Consider the following 17501-nt stretch of genomic DNA (forward strand, 5'->3'; position numbering starts at 1 on the left):
CCTTCTTCCGTCGCGGTCTGGTGGGCGAGGGCCCCTGCCACCGCGAAAAAAAGGGGCCCGCCCGCGTCGTCTGTCCAGACTACCGAAAACCTCATACCAGCGTGCCGCTGGTCCGACCTATCGACCGGGCGAGTCGGCCGTGGACGGTGTCGTCGACCGCGAACGCCTCGCCGGTGGCGAGCCACAGAGCCCCGACCAGACCGCTCTCGGCGGTCAGCCGCGGGTTGTCCAGTGCCGCGTCCAGACGGGCCCACAGCGCCTCGCGGACGGGGCCGGGGCGGGTCGCCACCGAGCCGGCGAGGACCACCGGCTGGTCCGGTGCGGGGGCCAGGTCCACCAGCAGGTGCACCAGGTGACCGGCCGCCCGGTGGGCGATCGAGATCGCCGCGGGGTCGTCGGCGTGGCGGGCCACCAGCTCGGCGAACGTGGACAGCCACACCGGCGGCTGGGCGTAGCAGGCCTGCACGACGGCCACCGGGTCCCGGGTCCCCAGGCGCTCGACGACCGCCGCGGCCAACGCTCCCAGCGACGGGGTGCCGGACTGCAGCTGGGTCAGCGTGTCCCGGACCGCCTCGCGGCCCAGCCAGTAGCCGGACCCCTCGTCCCCGAGCAGCCAGCCCCAGCCGTCCCGGCGCTCCCGCAGCTCACCCGCGTCGATGCGACCCGCCACCGCGCCGGTCCCGGCCACCAGGACGTAGCCCCGTGGGGCCGGGGTGGCCGAGGAGAAGGCCACCGCGAGGTCGGAGACCAACCGCGGCTGGACCGGCAGACCCGCGGGTCGGGTGGCGGTCAGGTACGCGTCGTCGGCGCGGGCCCCGCCGGCCAGTCCGATGACGGCGGCGACCACGCGCTCCGCCGCGCCCTCCCCGACCCGGGCCAGGCACTGTTCGGCGGCGGCCCGGACCCGCCGGGCCGACTCCTCCGGACCGACGCTGTTGGGGTTGCCCGCCGGTCCGGCAGCGACCCCCAGCACCTCGCCGCCCGCGGTGGCCACCGCGACCCGGGTGGCGGTGCCACCGACGTCGGCTCCCAGGAGCAGGTGGGGCGGTGCAACTTCGCTCACGGTTCTCCTCCTCTTCTGGTCCGAACCTCGTCAGATCACCGTCATGTTGCAGTTTTGTGCAACTTTCGGGTCAGATACTGCACAACCGCAAAACATGTGCTTAGGTGTTTCTCACTTGCGGGCCCGGCTCGCTCCGTCATCACCCGGCCCGGAGAACGCTCCGGACAGGTCCGCTCCCTCGGGAGTACCACATCCCACGTGCGCCTCGGCGCACCGGTGACGAAAGGCACACATCTCGATGACGATCGACAAGACGCCTCTGCAGCGTCGGCAGTTCCTGAAGTTCGCGCTGGCCGCGGCGGCGATCACCCCGCTGGCCGGGTCGCTCGCCTCGTGCGCGGCGAGCGGGGGCAGCGACACCCCCGCCACCCAGGAGACCGGTGCGGTCTCGGCGGACAACCCGTTCGGCGTGCCGGCGAGCAGCGCGGTCGACGCGGTCATCTTCAACGGCGGCTACGGCATCGACTACGTCGAGTTCGCCGCCAAGCAGATGCAGACCCTGCACGACGGCGTGACGGTGAAGGTCTCGCCGTCCACCCAGATCGCGCAGGAGCTGCAGCCCCGCTTCGTGGCCGGGGACCCGCCCGACCTGATCGACAACTCCGGCGCCGGCAACATCGGCATCGCGACGATCATCGCCCAGCTCGAGGACCTGACCTCGGTCATCGACGCGCCGAACGTGGAGGGCACCACGATCCGCGACACGCTCTTCGGTGGCGTGCTCGAGCCGGGCACCTTCGACGGCAAGCTGGCGGCGATCAACTACGCGCTGACCGTCTACGCCCTGTGGTACTCGGCGTCGCTGTTCGAGGAGAACAGCTGGACCCCGCCGAAGACGTGGGACGAGGCGTACGAGCTGGGGATGAAGGCCAAGGAGAAGGACAAGTTCCTCTTCGTCTGGGGCAAGGAGGCCGCGACCTACTACCAGACGCTGGCCATCTGCTCGGCGATCAAGCAGGGCGGTGACGAGGTCCGGCTGTCGCTGGAGAACCTCAAGTCGGACTGCTGGTCTCAGCAGGCCGTCCAGGACGTGTTCACCGGCATGAAGAAGATCATCGACGCCAAGATGTTCAAGCCGGGCGGTTCGGGCACCCAGTTCACCGCGGCCCAGTCGCAGTGGAGCAACGACCAGGACGCGCTGCTCTACCCGTCGGGTTCCTGGATCGAGAACGAGATGAAGGACCAGACCAAGGACGGCTTCAAGATGACCGGGGCGCCCGAGCCCACTGTCGACTCGTCCAGCAAGCTGCCGTACGAGGCCCTGCACAGCGCAGCCGGTGAGCCGTTCGTGATCCCCAGCCAGGGCAAGAACGTGGCCGGCGGCAAGGAGCTGCTGCGGGTGATGCTGTCCAAGGAGGCCGCGACCAACTTCGCCAAGACCAAGCTGGCCCCGACCGTGGTCAAGGACACCGTGCCGGCCGACGGCTTCGGCTCCACCGCGCTGGTGTCGCAGACGACGATGCTGAGCGCGGCGGGGGAGAACATCTTCTCCTGGCAGTTCGTCGACTACTACGGCATGAACAAGGACCAGCTCGTGCTGTGGAACACCTTCCTCGACGGCAAGTCCTCGGTGGCCGACCTGACGAAGGGACTGCAGGGCATCACCGACAAGGTGGCGAACGACAGCTCGGTGACGAAGATCGAGATCAAGTGACCGCTACGGTCACCCAGCCGCTGCCGGGTGGGGACACCGTCCCCGCCCGGCGGCGGCGCGCCGGCCGCTGGACCTTCGACAAGATCAGCTTCATGGTGGTCTTCCTCGGACTGCCGCTGGCCATCTACATCGTCCTGGTCGTGTCGCCGTTCGCCCAGGCCGTGTACTACTCCATGACCGACTGGACCGGGTTCAGTCCGCAGCAGAACTTCGTCGGGCTGCGCAACTTCCAGCGCATCTTCACCGACGACATCTTCATGAAGTCGCTGCGCAACAACGTCGTGCTGGCCGTCGTGCTGCCGGTGGTCACGCTGGTGCTGAGCTTCGCGCTCGCCTCGCTGCTGACCGTGGGCGGCACCATGAAGGGCCAGACCCGCGGTCTGCGGGGTTCCGGCTTCTACCGCACCGTCTCCTTCTTCCCCTACGTCATCCCGGCCATCGTGATCGGCATCATGTGGAGCCAGATCTACGACCCGAGCAACGGGCTGCTGAACGGCATCCTGACCGGTCTCGGCTTCGACGTCTTCGCCTCGTTCCCCTGGTTGGGCGACGAGCGCACCGCCATGGCCGCCACCATCTTCGTCATCGTCTGGAGCATGGTCGGTTTCTACATGGTGCTCTTCGTGGCCGCGATCAAGGACGTGCCCGCCGAGATCTTCGAAGCCGCCCGGATCGACGGTGCCGGCCGGTTCCGGGTCGCCACCTCGATCACCCTGCCGCTGATCCGGGACAACGTGCAGACCGCGTACATCTACCTCGGCATCCTGGCCCTGGACGCGTTCGTCTACATGGCCGCGCTGAACCCCGGCGGCGGCCCCAACAACTCGACCCTGGTGATGGCCCAGCAGCTGTTCACCACGGCCTTCACCAAGGGGCAGTTCGGGCTCGCCTGCGCCATGGGCGTCGTGCTGGCTGCCGTGACCCTGCTGTTCTCGGCTCTCGTCTTCGCCGTCAACCGGCTGCTGGGCGGGAAGGAGGTCACCCGCTGATGAGCACCGTGACCCGGGACCACCCCACGACGATCGAGCCGCTCCCCGAGCGCACGTCGACGACCAGCGCCGGTGAGAAGACCTTCCTCGGCGTCTCCCACGGCATCTTGATCCTGTGGTCGGTGATCGTCATCGGTCCGATGCTGTGGACGCTGATGACGTCGTTCAAGACCACCAGGGAGATCTTCTCCTCACCGTTCTCGCTGCCGTCGGCGCTGAACCTGCAGAACTACGTCAACGCCTGGACCACCGCCGGGATCGGCAAGTACTTCGTCAACACGGTGGTGGTGGTCGGCACCGCGCTGGTCATCGTGATGGTCCTCGGCGCCATGTGCGCCTACGTCCTGGCGCGGTTCGAGTTCCCCGGCAGCAAGGCCATCTACTACCTGATGCTGGCCGGGCTGACCTTCCCGATCTTCCTGGCCATCGTGCCGCTGTTCTTCACCCTGCGGAACCTCGGGCTGCTCAACACCCTGCCCGGGCTGTCGCTGACCTACGTGGCCTTCGCGCTGCCGTTCACCGTCTTCTTCCTGTTCGCCTTCTTTCGTACGCTGCCGTACGAGATCTCGGAGGCGGCGTCGCTGGACGGGGCGGGGGAGTGGGCCACGTTCTTCCTGGTGATGCTGCCGATGGCCCGCAACGGGTTCGCCTCGGTGGCGATCTTCAACTTCCTCGGTCTGTGGAACCAGTTCCTCATCCCGGTGGCGATCAACACCAACGTGGACAACTACGTGCTCAGCCAGGGGATGGCGGCCTTCGCCTCCCAGGCCGGCTACGCCGTCGACTTCGGGGCGCTGTTCGCCGCCGTGGTGATCACGGTGACGCCGGTGCTGATCGTCTACATCATCTTCCAGCGTCAGCTGCAGGGCTCGGTGTCGCAGGGGACGATGAAGTAGTCCGCCAGGCCAGCACCAGGCAGACCACTGTGAAGGCCAGCAGGCAGAGGTTGCGGGCGGCGGTGACGACCGTGGACAGCACCAGACCGGCGGTGTCGGTGAAGCCCAGATAGCCGTCGTACAGCAGCGGGTAGACCAGCTGCGTCAGCCCGGCGAGCACCAGCCCGGCGACGCCGAGGCGGACGATCCACCGGCGCACGTCGCCGGAGCCGGAGCCGGCGTCGTCTGCGCGAAGCAGCAGCAGGGCGGCGACCGGCCCGCCGATCCAGAGCAGGTACTGCGGGCTGAGGGTCTTGTTGGTGATGATCACCACCGCCACGGTGGCCAGCACCACCAGCGCCACCGCGATCGGGGTGACCCCGCCGGGCATCCGGAAGGCCCGCACCCAGAGCACCACGATGGTCACCAGGCCGATCACCGTGGCCACGTCGCTGACCGTCTGCCACAGCCCCACGCCGGGACCGAAGATCTCGTACGCCTGGTAGCGGGAGATGTCGACCACCCACCTGTCGGGGGAGACCATCCGCACCAGCATCAGCGGGCTGGCCCACACCGACTCGATCTGCAGACCGCGGCCGGACTGCCAGGTGAGCGGGGAGAACAGCCGGGTCAGCCCGCCGGTGAGCAGGCTCACCAGGGCGAGTCCGAAACCGACCACGACGAAGCCGATGGCTGTCGGCTTGCGACGCTCCCGGTCCGCCAGCAGGGCGGGGATCAGCAGGGCGGGCCAGAGCTTGATCGCCGCGCCGAGGCCGGTCAGCGCCCCGGCCACCCAGGGTCGGGTGCGCGCGGCCAACAGGGCCCCGCCGGCCAGCACCGCCGGGATCATGTCGAAGCGGACGTAGCTCAGCGGCCCGATCAGGAACACGAACAGCATCCAGAAGTCCACGGCCGCGTCGTGCCGTCGGCCACCGGAGCGCCACACCGCGTACGTGAACAGCGCGTCGAGCACCAGCATGAAGATCATGAAGGCGACCAGGTAGGCGGTCTCGCCGCCGAGCCCCACCGCGTACGGCAGGGTCAGGATCCAGACCACCGGGGTCGGGTACTCCATCAGCGTGCCGGGCAGACCCACCTCGAACAGCCCGACGATCTTGCGGTGGTAGTAGAAGACGTCGCCCACGATGAAGGACTCGAAGACCGCCAGGATGCCGAGCATCAGCGCTCGGGTGACGAGCCAGGTGACGATGACCGTCCCTCCGCCACGGTGGGCCTCCCACCAGCCGATCAGGCCGGAGCGGGCGGCAGGTGGCGGAGCGGAGCGCGGGCTGGACACCCCGGCAGATTAGCGGGCGAACGCCAGTGGTCACGGTGATCGACGAGCCGGGTCGGTGCGTCGACGTCAGCTCGATCGTGCCCGCTCTCGGCGTGGCGAGGCGTTTTCGGGCTGACCGGGCCGCGCACGACGCGCCCGATCGGTCGAGCTCCACGGTTCGTCGTGGCCCGCGCACCACTGGTACAGTCTCCCTCGGCCCAGGCGCCGAGCCCCCGTAGCTCAGGGGATAGAGCATCGCCCTCCGGAGGCGGGAGCGCAGGTTCGAATCCTGCCGGGGGCGCCAGGGAAGCAGCACGACAGCGGACTCGCCGGCAGGCGGGTCCGCTGTCTGCTGTCCGGACGGGTGGTGCCGGGTGAGCTGCTCGGTGGCGGTCCAGGTGGTGGCCTCCGCCCGTCGGGCCCAGCGCGCTCTGAGAGGGTGGGCCGGTGACCCACACGCATGTCGCCGGCTCGATCCACGCCGACGTCCTCAGTCGCGCACCCGGCTGGTTGGGGGTGCCCGGCAACGTCAACGACCTGTTGCCCGCGCTGTGGAGCCGCAACGTCGACAAGGACGAGGACGGCGTGCTCACCGTGGCCGGGCGCAGCGTGAACGACATCGCCGACGAGGTCGGCACGCCGGTCTACGTGGTCGACGAGGATGACCTGCGCAGCCGGGCCCGGGACTTCGCCACCGCCTTCGCGGGCTGGGACGTCTACTACGCCGGCAAGTCCTTCCTCTGCACCGCGGTCGCCCGCTGGGTGGCCGAGGAGGGTCTCGGGGTCGACGTCTGCACCGGCGGCGAGCTGACCGTCGCCCTGCGGGCCGGGGTCGACCCGCGCACGATCGGCCTGCACGGCAACAACAAGAGCGAGGCGGAGATCGAGCTCGCCCTGGACGCGGGGGTGGGACGGATCATCGCCGACTCCTTCGACGAGATCGAGCGGATCGGCCGGCTGGTCGCGGCGCGGGGTCGACGTGAGCGCCCGCGCATCATGGTGCGCGTCACCACCGGGGTCGAGGCGCACACCCACGAGTACATCGCCACCGCGCACGAGGACCAGAAGTTCGGGTTCTCGATCTCCTCGGGCCAGGCCCTCGACGCCCTGCGCGCGGTCCACACCGCCCCTGACCTCGACCTGGCCGGGATCCACTCCCACATCGGCTCCCAGATCTTCGACGCCGAGGGCTTCGCCGTGGCGGCCCGTCGGACGCTTCAGCTGCACGCCGCGTTCGCGGCGGAGACCGGGTTCGAGCCACCCGAGATGGATCTGGGCGGGGGCTTCGGGATCGCCTACACCAGCGCCGACACCCCGGCCCGGCCGGCGGACCTGGCCGCCGCCATGCGGCGCATCGTGGAGACCGAGTGCGCGGCCCACGGGGTCGCCGTCCCGCACCTGTCCATCGAACCGGGTCGGGCGATCAGCGGACCCAGCGCCTTCGCGCTCTACACGGTGGGCACGGTCAAGCCGGTCCACCTCGACGGCGACGCGGTCCGCACCTACGTGGCGGTGGACGGGGGGATGAGCGACAACATCCGGACGGCGCTCTACGCCGCGGAGTACTCCGCCACCCTGGCCTCGCGCCGCTCCGACGCGGGCCCGGCCATCGCCCGGGTGGTGGGGAAGCACTGCGAGGGCGGGGACATCCTCGTCCGGGACGAGTTCCTGCCCGCGGACATCGCGCCCGGGGACCTGCTCGCCGTGCCGGCGAGCGGCGCCTACAGCCGGTCGATGGCCAGCAACTACAACCACGTGCCGCGACCACCGGTGGTCGCGGTCCGGGACGGGCGGATCTCCACCCTGCTGAGACGCGAGACCTTGGACGACCTGCTGCGGCTGGACGTCGGCTAGGGGTCGTGCTCGGCGGCGACGGTCACCAACGGCCACGGTTACCACCGGCCGCGGGCGATGGGGAAGAATGAACTGCCGCTCGCCCGCCGCTCGGGGTGTGGGTGGTGAGTGAGGACAGCACGACGGGAGTCGGGACAGCCAAGGGTCCCGTCCGGCGATCGGCCGGACTCCGACGACAGGACGACGTGAGGCAGAAGTGACGATGACCACCGAGGCGGTGTCGCGACCGCAGACCGCTGCGCGTCCCGATCCGTCGGGCTCCTCGCCGCGCTCCGGCCAGCCCCTCCGGGTGGCGCTGCTCGGGTGCGGCACGGTCGGTTCTGAGGTGGCGCGGCTGCTCATCGACTCCTCGGCCGACCTGCAGGCACGGATCGGCCGGCCCCTCGAGCTGGTCGGGATCGCCGTACGGCGGCTCAACCGCCCGCGGGCCGGACTGGACCCCGAGCTGTTCACCACCGACGCCGAGGCCCTGGTCGGTCGCGACGACGTCGACCTGGTGGTCGAGGTGATCGGTGGCATCGAGCCCGCCCGCACGCTGATCCTGTCCGCGCTGCGGCACGGCGCCTCGGTGGTCACCGCCAACAAGGCCCTGCTGGCCGAGGACGGCGCCACCCTGTTCACCGCCGCCGAGGATGCGGGGGTCGATCTCTACTTCGAGGCGGCGGTGGCCGGGGCCATCCCGATCGTGCGGCCGTTGCGCGAGTCCCTGGTCGGCGACGAGATCACCTCGGTGATCGGCATCGTCAACGGCACCACCAACTTCATCCTGGACAAGATGGACGGCGAGGGCGCCGGCTTCGCCGAGACCCTGTCCGACGCCCAGGCCCTGGGCTACGCCGAGGCGGACCCGACCGCCGACGTGGAGGGTTTCGATGCCGCGGCCAAAGCCGCCATCCTGGCCAGCCTGGCCTTCCACACCCGGGTGACCGCGGCCGACGTCTACCGCGAGGGCATCACCGACGTCACCACCTCCGACATCGCCTCGGCCCGTGCGATCGGGTTCGTGGTCAAGCTGCTGGCCATCTGCGAGCTGGCCGACCCGGACGCCGACGGACAGCGCAGCGTGTCGGTCCGGGTGCACCCGGCGATGATCCCCCGGAGCCATCCGCTCGCCTCGGTCGGCGGCGCCTACAACGCCGTGTTCGTCGAGTCCCGCTCGGCCGGTCGGCTGATGTTCTACGGTCCCGGGGCCGGCGGCTCGCCGACGGCCAGCGCCGTGCTCGGCGACCTGGTCACCGTCGCCCGCAACCGGGTCCGCGGGGCCGCCGGACCGGGGGAGTCGAGCTATGCCGCCCGCCCGGTCAGCCCCATCGACGACGTGGTCACCCGCTACCACATCTCCTTGGAGGTGGCCGACGTGACCGGCGTCCTGGCCAGCATCGCCACCTGCTTCGCCGAGCACGGGGTCTCCATCCAGACCGTGCGGCAGGCGGGGCGCGGATCCGACGCCCAGCTGGTCATCGTGACCCACCGGGCCCGGGACGCGGCGCTGTCGGCGACCGTACGAGCACTGCGGACGCTGCCGGCGGTCCGCGAGGTGGCCAGTGTGATGCGAGTGGAAGGTGACGTATGAGTGTCGTGCAGGGGGTCCGACGAGGGGTGATCGACCGCTACCGGTCCTGGCTGCCGGTGACCGACACCACGCCGGTGATCACCCTCGGCGAGGGCACCACGCCGCTGGTGCCGGCGCAGGTCCTGTCGGAGCGTCTCGGCTGCGAGGTGTGGCTGAAGGTCGAGGGCGCCAACCCCACCGGCTCCTTCAAGGACCGGGGGATGACGGTGGCGGTCAGCGTGTCCGCCGGCGAGGGTGCGGAGGCGGTTGTCTGCGCCTCGACCGGCAACACCTCGGCGTCGGCGGCGGCGTACGCGTCCCGTGGTGGTCTGAAGCCGATCGTGCTGCTGCCCGCCGGCCGGATCGCGGCCGGCAAGCTGGCTCAGGCCATCGTGCACGGCGCCCAGGTGGTGCAGGTCGAGGGCAACTTCGACGACTGCCTCCGGCTGGCCCGGTCGCTGGCCGAGAGCTACCCGGTGGCGCTGGTCAACTCGGTCAACCCGGTCCGGATCGAGGGCCAGAAGACCGCGGCCTTCGAGGTGGTGGACGACCTCGGCGACGCGCCGGACCTGCATGTGCTGCCGGTCGGCAACGGAGGCAACATCTCGGCCTACTGGCGGGGCTACGTCCAGTACGCCGAGGCGGGCATCGCCAGCCGGCGACCACGCATGTGGGCCTTCCAGGCGGCCGGTGCGGCCCCGCTGGTGCTGGGTCACCCGGTGCGGAACCCGGAGACCGTGGCCACCGCCATCCGGATCGGCGACCCCGCCTCGACCACGCTCGCGGTGGCGGCCAAGGAGGAGTCGGGCGGTCGCTTTGGCGCCGTGACCGACGACGAGATCCTCGCGGCACAAGGGTTTCTGGCCGCCCGGGAGGGTGTCTTCGTCGAGCCGGCGTCGGCTGCCGGGGTGGCCGGGTTGCTCGGCCTGGCCCAGCGCGGCGAGGTCGACCGGGGCCAGCGCATCGTGGTCACCGTCACCGGGCACGGTCTCAAGGACATCGACACCGCCCTCTCGGGCAAGACCGTCCAGGCCGAGGTGGTGGCCGCGGAGCTGACCAAGGTCGCCCAGGCCTGCGGCCTGGCGGGATGACCGCGTCGCGGCCGGTGACCGGTCCCCGCCCCAGGGGTGGGACGCTCGCCGTGGGCCGGGAGGTGGTGGTCGAGGTGCCCGCCACCAGCGCGAACCTCGGACCGGGGTTCGACTGCTTCGGACTGGCCCTCGACTGGCGTGAGCGGGTCACGCTGCGGACCGAGCCGAGTGGTTTCCACCTCGCCGTGAGCGGCGAGGGAGCGGACCAGGTGCCGCGGGACGAGACCCATCTCATCATCCGCTCGACCCTGCTGGGACTCGCCGACCTGGGCGTCTCGGCCTCCGGCCTGCGGCTGGACTGTCACAACACCATCCCGCACGGTCGCGGGCTGGGCTCGTCCTCGGCCGCCATCGTCGCGGGGCTGCTGGCCGCCCGGGCCCTGGCGGGGCGCGAACCCGACCCGGCCTGGACCCTGCGGCACGCGACCGCCATCGAGGGCCACCCGGACAACGTCGCCGCCGCCGTCTACGGGGGCTTCGTGCTGGCCTACGAGGGTCGGGAGGGGGTGGCCGTGGTCGAGGGCCGGGTGGCGTCGGACCTGGCGGTCGCCACCTTCACTCCCGGCCAGGCGATGGCCACCAAGGCGGCGCGCGCCCTGCTGCCGGCCCGGGTTCAGCACGTCGACGCCGCCGCCAACAGCGCGCGGGCCGCCCTGCTGGTCGAGGCCATCGCCGGCCGGACCGATCTGCTGTGGGAGGCGACCCGGGACTGGCTGCACCAGGAGTACCGCAAGCCGGCCATGCCGAAGTCCGCCGAGCTGATGACCCAGCTGCGCGGAGCAGGTCTCGCGGCGGTGATCAGCGGTGCCGGTCCGACGGTCCTGGTGCTGGGTGACAGCACGGACCTGGCGGCGGCCGAGGCTGCCGGGTGGGTGCCCGCGGCGCAGGGCTTCGTCGTCCGCCGCGGTGGAGTCGGACCGGGTGCCCGGGTCACCGTCGGCGGAGCGGAATAGGACGGACTGCACCGCCGTTGCAACACGTGAGGCTCACCACGGGCGCCTGGTGCCCAATCGCTTCGCGATGGTGCTAGCCTTTCTGCAGCCGAACGGTGAACCGCGTCGGATTTCCCCCTGACGAGCCGTGTACCGTTCCGGCCAAAGCGCCGACAGGTCCGGCGCGACGGACCAGTTCCGACCTCCGTCACCACTCCGACACCACCGAAGCATGCGGTGGCACCGGATCGACCTACGAAGACACCGAGCCGTACGTGAGCGAACCGACCGCGGCGGACCGATGTGAATCTGGACTGGGCGTCGATCGCCCACTCCGAAAGGACATTCGTGACAGACATCGCCGAAGCGCAGACCGCCCCGTCCGAAGAGTCGGGTGACCGTCGTCGGCGCAGGGGTGCCGGCCTCGATGGCATGGTGCTGCCCGAGCTCAAGCAGCTGGCCTCGTCCCTCGGGGTCAAGGCCGGCGGGCTCCGCAAGGGTCAGCTGATCGACGCCATCCGCTCCGCCCAGTCGGGCGGCACCGGCAACGGCGGCGGCGGGAACAGCGGCAACGCCGCGGCGCCGGAGCGCCGGGCACCCCGGGAGAGCCAGCCCACGCTGGAGACCGCGCCGGCTGCCACCCCTCGCGCTGAGAACACCCCCGAGGACACCACTCGTACCGAGGCCCGGCGCGGCGACCAGCCGCGGGCCGAGCGGAACGACCAGCCGCGCGCCGAGCGCGAGCGGAACGACCAGCCGCGCGCCGAGCGCGAGCCACGGATCGAGAACGAGCGCCAGGACCGTCAGGACGCGCGCCAGCAGGGCGGCGACGGACGGGAGCAGCGGCCCCGGACCGAGCGGTCCGGCGACGACTCGACCGGCGGCACCGACGAGCAGCCACGCGAGCGCCGGGAGAGCGACCGCTCGGAGCGCCAGGAGGGCGACCGCTCGGAACGTCAGAACGGTGACCGCCAGAACGGCGGCAACGACCGGGGCGCCAACGGCGGGAACGACCGCAACGGCGGGAACGACCGCAACGGCGGGGACCGCAACGGCGGCAACGACCGCAACGGCGGCAACAACCGGGACCAGCAGCGCCAGAGCAACCGGGGCAACGACAACCGGTCCAACGACAACCGGTCCAACGACAACCGGTCCAACGACCGGGGCAACGACAACCGCTCCAACGACCGGGGCAACGACAACCGCTCCAACGACCTGGACGAGGACGGCGGCAACCGTCGCGGCCGGCGTCGTCGCAGCCGTGACCGGCAGAACCGCCGGACCGGCGGACGCAGCTCCGGTGGCGGCATGGACCGCTACGAGTCCGAGCCGGTGGTCTCCGAGGACGACGTCCTGACCCCGATCAACGGCATCCTCGACGTCCTCGACAGCTACGCCTTCGTCCGAACCTCCGGCTACCTGCCCGGTTCCGACGACGCGTACGTGTCGCTGTCGATGGTGAAGAAGCTCGGGCTGCGCAAGGGTGACGTGCTCACCGGTGCGATCCGGGCGCCGCAGGACAGTGACCGCAAGGAGAAGTTCAACCCGCTGGTCCGGGTCGACACGATCAACGGTGCGGACCCCGAGCAGGCGCGCAACCGTCCGGAGTTCGCCAAGCTGACCCCGCTCTACCCGCAGGAGCGGCTCAAGCTGGAGACCGCCCCCAACCAGCTGATGGGTCGGATCATCGACCTGCTTGCTCCGGTGGGCAAGGGTCAGCGCGGTCTGATCGTCTCCCCGCCCAAGGCCGGCAAGACGATGGCGATGCAGACCATCGCCAACGCCATCGCGGCCAACAACCCCGAGGTGCACCTGATGGTGGTGCTGGTCGACGAGCGACCCGAGGAGGTCACCGACTTCCAGCGCACCGTGCACGGCGAGGTGATCGCCTCGACGTTCGACCGCCCGGCCACGGACCACACCACTGTCGCCGAGCTGGCGATCGAGCGGGCCAAGCGACTGGTCGAGCTCGGTCACGACGTGGTCGTGCTGCTCGACGGCATCACCCGCCTGAGCCGGGCCTACAACATCGCGGCCCCGGCCAGCGGCCGGATCCTGTCCGGCGGTGTGGACTCGGCAGCCCTCTACCCGCCCAAGAAGTTCTTCGGCGCGGCCCGCAACATCGAGCACGGTGGCTCGCTCACCATCCTGGCCACCGCCCTGATCGAGACCGGCTCGAAGATGGACGAGGTGATCTTCGAGGAGTTCAAGGGCACCGGCAACATGGAGCTGCGCCTGCGGCGCGAGTTCGCCGACAAGCGGATCTTCCCGGCCATCGACGTCGACGCGTCCAGCACCCGTCGCGAAGAGCTCCTGATGAGCCGCGAGGAGCTCAACATCATCTGGAAGCTGCGCCGCGTGCTGTCCGGCGGGGAGAACCTGCAGGGTCTGGAGATGCTGCTCGATCGGCTGCGCAAGACCGGCAGCAACGCCGAGTTCCTGGGAGCGATCACCAAGTCGATCCCGGGTCGGGGCGAGTAGCCCACGACGCTGTCCCCGCGGGACTAAATCCGACGCCGTGCTGGTTGGAGGGTTTGGTGCCGCGGGTCCTGCTGCGGCACACTGATCCGTTGGTGCCGGTTCACGCCCGTCGATCCCGACCATGGCGACCCGGTGCCGGAACAAGGAGAACACCATGAAGCCCGACATCCACCCGACGTACGTGGACACCCAGGTGACCTGCACCTGCGGCAACACGTTCACCACGCGCAGCACGAACGCCAGCGGCGTCATCCGCGCCGACGTGTGCTCGGCCTGCCACCCCTTCTACACCGGCAAGCAGAAGATCCTCGACACCGGTGGCCGGGTGGCCCGCTTCGAGAAGCGGTACGCGCAGAAGGCTGCAGCCAAGAAGTGACCTCCACCTACGCTCCCGGATCGCGAGATCCGGGAGCGTACGTGTGTCCGGGGACGAAACAGGAGGGACGGGACCGTGTTCGAGTCGGCCGACGCGCTGCGCGCTGAGTTCACCGAGCTGGAGGCCGCGCTGTCGGACCCCGCCGTGCACAGCGACCTGGCCCGGGCACGCAAGGTGGGACGGCGCTACGCCGAACTGACGCCCATCGTCAAGGCCCTGACCGAGTACGACAGCCTGACCGACGACCTGGCCGCGGCCCGCGAGCTGGGGGCGGAGGATCCCGCCTTCGCCGACGAGGCGGACGAGCTGCAGGCCCGGCTGGGACCCGTCATCGACCGGCTGACCCGGTTGCTGGCTCCGCGCGACCCGAACGACTCCTCCGACGCGCTGCTGGAGATCAAGTCCGGCGAGGGCGGCGAGGAGTCGGCCCTGTTCGCCGGCGACCTGCTCAACATGTACACCCGCTACGCGGCCACCCGCGGCTGGAAGGTCGAGGTCCTGGACGCCCAGGAGACCGACCTCGGGGGCTACAAGTCGGTCACCGTCGGCATCAAGGCGGCCTCGCTGGGTGAGCCCGACCAGATGCCGTACGGCGTGCTGAAGTTCGAGGGCGGTGTCCACCGCGTGCAGCGGGTCCCCGTCACCGAGTCCCAGGGCCGGGTGCACACCTCCGCCGCCGGCGTGCTGGTGATGCACGAGGTGGAGGAGTCCGAGGTCGCCATCGACGAGGGCGACCTGCGGATCGACGTCTACCGCTCCTCCGGTCCGGGTGGCCAGGGGGTCAACACCACCGACTCGGCGGTACGCATCACCCACCTGCCCACCGGCATCGTCGTGTCCTGCCAGAACGAGCGCTCCCAGCTGCAGAACCGCGAGCAGGCGATGCGGATGCTGCGGTCCCGGCTGACCGCCGCGGCCGAGGAGGCCGCCGCCCAGGAGGCGTCGGCGGCGCGCCGCTCCCAGGTCCGCACGGTCGACCGCTCGGAGCGGATCCGCACCTACAACTACCCGGAGAACCGGATCGCCGACCACCGCATCGGCTACAAGGCCTACAACCTGGACCAGGTCCTGAACGGCGAGCTCCAGGCCGTGGTCGAGGCGTTGCAGGAGGCCGACACCGCCGAGCGGCTGGCGGCCGGCTCGTGAGGTCCGACGGCCCGCCGGCGGCCCGGTGACGACCGTCGGCGCGCTGCTGGACGAGGCGACCCATCGGCTGACCTCCGCCGGGGTGCCCAGCCCGGCTCACGACGCCCGTGAGCTGCTGTCCCACGTGCTGCACCGACGGCCGATGCTCCTCGCTCGCACCGACCCGGTCAGTGCGGACCAGGCCGAGCGGTTCGCGACGCTGCTGGCGCACCGCAGTGCCCGGGTACCGCTGCAGCACCTGACCGCCGAGGCGCACTTCCGCTACCTGACGCTGGCGGTCGGGCCGGGAGCCTTCGTCCCGCGGCCGGAGACCGAGGTGATGACCGGGTGGGCCGTCGACCGGTTGCGCGAGCGACCGGCCGGGGACGCGCCGCCGGTCGTGGTCGACCTGTGCACAGGCTCCGGTGCCATCGCCAAGGCCGTGGCCACCGAGGTGCCGGGAAGCCGGGTGTTCGCGGTCGAGGTGTCGCCCGAGGCGCACGCCTGGGCCGAGCGCAACCTCGCGGACACCGACGTCACCCTGCTGCTGGGCGACATGGCCGACAGCCTGGCCGAGCTCGACGGGACCGTGGACCTGGTCATCTGCAACCCGCCCTACGTCCCGCTGGAGGCGTACGACTCGGTGGTGGCCGAGGCCCGCGACCACGACCCCACCATCGCCCTGTTCTCCGGCGACGACGGACTGGACGCCATCCGGGTGCTCACCGCGACCGCAGCCCGGTTGCTGAAGCCCGGCGGCCGGCTGACCTTCGAGCACGCCGAGGTCCAGGTCGACGCCGCGCCTGCCGTGGTCGTGGCCTCCGCGGCCTACCGGACCGTGCGGGACCACCGCGATCTGACCGGACGGCCACGGTTCGTCACGGCCGTCCGCACCTCGTCGCCTCTGGCAGGATGGGACGAGTGAGTGCTCAGCCCGACCCGGCGACCGTGACCGGTCCCGGAAACGCGTCCGACCCCGAGACCCAGCCCGAGCAGGACAGCCCGGTGCAGCCGTCGAGCGCGTCGCCCGCGGAGCAGGCCGACGCCCCCGCCGCCGCCGAGACCTCCGAAGCCCCTGACACCCCTGACACCCCTGACCACCCGGAGGCCGCCGACAGCGAGACCGAGATCGATCTCGGCTACCGACGCTGGGACTGCGTCGGCGGTGATCCGGAAGTCGTCTCCCGCGCCGAGGACGACGCCCGGGCGGCGATCGAGGCGGGGGAGTGCATCGTGCTCCCCACCGACACCGTGTACGGGATCGGGGCGGACGCCTTCAACGGCGAGGCGGTGCAGCGGCTGCTGGACGCCAAGGTCCGCGGTCGTGACATGCCGCCCCCGGTCCTGATCGGGGAGCCGTCGCTGATCCGCGCCCTGGCTACGGACATCCCGGATGCGGCACGCGAGCTGGTCGCCCGGCACTGGCCGGGACCGCTGACGATCATCCTCAAGCGGCAGCCGAGTCTGAAGATGGACCTGGGCGAGACCGAGGGCACCGTGGCCCTGCGGGTGCCCGACCACGAGCTGGCCCGGGACATCCTCCGGGCGACCGGTCCGATGGCGGTCAGCAGCGCCAACATCAGCGGCTTGCCGGCCGCCCTGTCCTGCGACGACGCCATCGCCCAGCTGGGTGCGAACGTGTCGGTCTACCTCGACGGCGGACGGGTGGGCGAGGACGGGCAGGCCGCCTCCACCATCGTGGACTTCACCCAGGCCGACCACGGCCAGGTGCTCCGTCGCGGCGCCCTGAGCCTGGCCGTGCTGCGCGAGACGCTGCCGGACCTCGAGGACCTCGTCGAGGACGACCCGGCCGATGCCGACGTCGCCGAGCCGGACGAGGACGACCCGGAGCAGCCGGGCACCGACGAGGCCGGTACCGACGCGACCGATGGCGACGAGCCCGGTACCGACGCGACCGATGGCGACGCGACCGATGGCGACGCGACCGATGGCGACGGGACCGATGGCGACGGGACCGATGGCGACGGGACCGATGGCGGCGGGGCGGCCGAACCGCTGGACTCGGCCGAGGACGTCCGTCAGCAGATCGAGAGCCTCGCCGAGCCGCCCCCCGCCGGCGCGGGTCCGCCCCGCGCGGAGGAGGACTGGCACGAGCCGACCACCGACGAGCTGCGCATCACCCACCCCGACCACGACATCGACCAGCCCGACCTGTTCGAGGCCGACCGGCCGACCGGCGACGCGCCCACCTCGGACCCGAGGGTCTAGC

General features: G+C 71.0%; 14 protein-coding genes and 1 tRNA gene. 13 read left to right on the top strand and 2 right to left on the bottom strand.

Annotated features, from left to right (window positions below; all coding sequences use genetic code 11):
• Positions 1-91: 91 nt before the first annotated feature.
• Positions 92-1063, bottom strand: a complete 972-nt coding sequence (locus tag ABD714_RS18810; protein WP_344813983.1) for an N-acetylglucosamine kinase — start codon at positions 1061-1063, stop codon at positions 92-94.
• A 238-nt stretch (positions 1064-1301) separates the two neighbouring features.
• Here ABD714_RS18810 and ngcE point away from each other — a divergent pair, with 238 nt between their 5' ends.
• From ngcE to ABD714_RS18825, 3 genes are read left to right on the top strand one after another with little or no spacing between them, the layout of a single operon-like run.
• A complete protein-coding gene (gene ngcE, locus ABD714_RS18815) occupies positions 1302-2717 on the top strand; it encodes an N-acetylglucosamine/diacetylchitobiose ABC transporter substrate-binding protein (protein WP_344813984.1) in 1416 nt (471 codons plus the stop codon).
• Positions 2714-3706, top strand: coding sequence for a carbohydrate ABC transporter permease (locus ABD714_RS18820; protein WP_344813985.1), 993 nt, complete (start codon positions 2714-2716; stop codon positions 3704-3706). The genes ngcE and ABD714_RS18820 overlap by 4 nt, the downstream gene beginning before the upstream one ends.
• A complete protein-coding gene (locus tag ABD714_RS18825; protein WP_344813986.1) occupies positions 3706-4602 on the top strand; it encodes a carbohydrate ABC transporter permease in 897 nt (298 codons plus the stop codon). Before ABD714_RS18820 ends, ABD714_RS18825 begins: the two co-directional genes overlap by 1 nt.
• Here the strand turns inward: ABD714_RS18825 and ABD714_RS18830 are convergent.
• Positions 4550-5878 carry a glycosyltransferase 87 family protein gene (locus ABD714_RS18830; protein ID WP_344813987.1) on the bottom strand — a complete coding sequence of 443 codons (1329 nt, stop codon included), beginning with the start codon at positions 5876-5878 and terminating at the stop codon, positions 4550-4552. The two genes, ABD714_RS18825 and ABD714_RS18830, sit on opposite strands and share 53 nt — an antisense overlap.
• Before the next feature lie 208 nt (positions 5879-6086).
• Here ABD714_RS18830 and ABD714_RS18835 point away from each other — a divergent pair.
• The 10 genes from ABD714_RS18835 (at position 6087) to ABD714_RS18880 (ending at position 17500) form a co-directional block, all read left to right on the top strand.
• Positions 6087-6161 (top strand) — tRNA-Arg (locus ABD714_RS18835).
• A 143-nt stretch (positions 6162-6304) separates the two neighbouring features.
• Positions 6305-7711 carry a diaminopimelate decarboxylase gene (lysA, locus tag ABD714_RS18840; RefSeq protein ID WP_344813988.1) on the top strand — a complete coding sequence of 469 codons (1407 nt, stop codon included), beginning with the start codon at positions 6305-6307 and terminating at the stop codon, positions 7709-7711.
• Positions 7712-7913: 202 nt separating this feature from the next.
• Complete coding sequence (locus ABD714_RS18845; protein WP_344813989.1) at positions 7914-9284, top strand: homoserine dehydrogenase; 1371 nt, start codon at positions 7914-7916, stop codon at positions 9282-9284.
• Positions 9281-10354 carry a threonine synthase gene (thrC, locus tag ABD714_RS18850; protein ID WP_344813990.1) on the top strand — a complete coding sequence of 358 codons (1074 nt, stop codon included), beginning with the start codon at positions 9281-9283 and terminating at the stop codon, positions 10352-10354. Before ABD714_RS18845 ends, thrC begins: the two co-directional genes overlap by 4 nt.
• On the top strand, positions 10351-11307 hold the full coding sequence (thrB, locus tag ABD714_RS18855) for a homoserine kinase (protein ID WP_344813991.1): 957 nt from the start codon (positions 10351-10353) through the stop codon (positions 11305-11307). Before thrC ends, thrB begins: the two co-directional genes overlap by 4 nt.
• A gap of 411 nt (positions 11308-11718) precedes the next feature.
• The gene (gene rho / locus ABD714_RS18860; protein WP_344813992.1) at positions 11719-13770 is read left to right on the top strand and encodes a transcription termination factor Rho; all 2052 of its coding nucleotides are present in this window, start codon (positions 11719-11721) and stop codon (positions 13768-13770) included.
• Positions 13771-13924: 154 nt separating this feature from the next.
• Positions 13925-14146 carry a 50S ribosomal protein L31 gene (gene rpmE / locus ABD714_RS18865; protein ID WP_344813993.1) on the top strand — a complete coding sequence of 74 codons (222 nt, stop codon included), beginning with the start codon at positions 13925-13927 and terminating at the stop codon, positions 14144-14146.
• A 75-nt stretch (positions 14147-14221) separates the two neighbouring features.
• A complete protein-coding gene (gene prfA / locus ABD714_RS18870; RefSeq protein WP_344813994.1) occupies positions 14222-15292 on the top strand; it encodes a peptide chain release factor 1 in 1071 nt (356 codons plus the stop codon).
• A 25-nt stretch (positions 15293-15317) separates the two neighbouring features.
• Positions 15318-16196 (top strand): peptide chain release factor N(5)-glutamine methyltransferase, encoded by an 879-nt coding sequence (prmC, locus tag ABD714_RS18875; protein ID WP_344813995.1) that lies wholly within the window; start codon positions 15318-15320, stop codon positions 16194-16196.
• Positions 16193-17500, top strand: coding sequence for an L-threonylcarbamoyladenylate synthase (locus ABD714_RS18880; RefSeq protein WP_344813996.1), 1308 nt, complete (start codon positions 16193-16195; stop codon positions 17498-17500). The genes prmC and ABD714_RS18880 overlap by 4 nt, the downstream gene beginning before the upstream one ends.
• Position 17501: the final 1 nt, after the last annotated feature.

Origin of the sequence: Microlunatus aurantiacus (assembly GCF_039536605.1) — a bacterium.
In the GTDB taxonomy this organism is placed as follows: Bacteria; Actinomycetota; Actinomycetes; order Propionibacteriales; family Propionibacteriaceae; genus Microlunatus; species Microlunatus aurantiacus.

What these genes read in the sequence shown, in the direction of transcription:
- ngcE (WP_344813984.1), top strand. Translation starts at nt 1,302, where the DNA reads ATGACGATCGACAAGACGCCTCTGCAGCGTCGGCAGTTCCTGAAGTTC.
- ABD714_RS18825 (WP_344813986.1), top strand. Translation starts at nt 3,706, where the DNA reads ATGAGCACCGTGACCCGGGACCACCCCACGACGATCGAGCCGCTCCCC.
- ABD714_RS18845 (WP_344813989.1), top strand. Translation starts at nt 7,914, where the DNA reads ATGACCACCGAGGCGGTGTCGCGACCGCAGACCGCTGCGCGTCCCGAT.
- thrC (WP_344813990.1), top strand. Translation starts at nt 9,281, where the DNA reads ATGAGTGTCGTGCAGGGGGTCCGACGAGGGGTGATCGACCGCTACCGG.
- thrB (WP_344813991.1), top strand. Translation starts at nt 10,351, where the DNA reads ATGACCGCGTCGCGGCCGGTGACCGGTCCCCGCCCCAGGGGTGGGACG.
- rho (WP_344813992.1), top strand. Translation starts at nt 11,719, where the DNA reads ATGGTGCTGCCCGAGCTCAAGCAGCTGGCCTCGTCCCTCGGGGTCAAG.
- rpmE (WP_344813993.1), top strand. Translation starts at nt 13,925, where the DNA reads ATGAAGCCCGACATCCACCCGACGTACGTGGACACCCAGGTGACCTGC.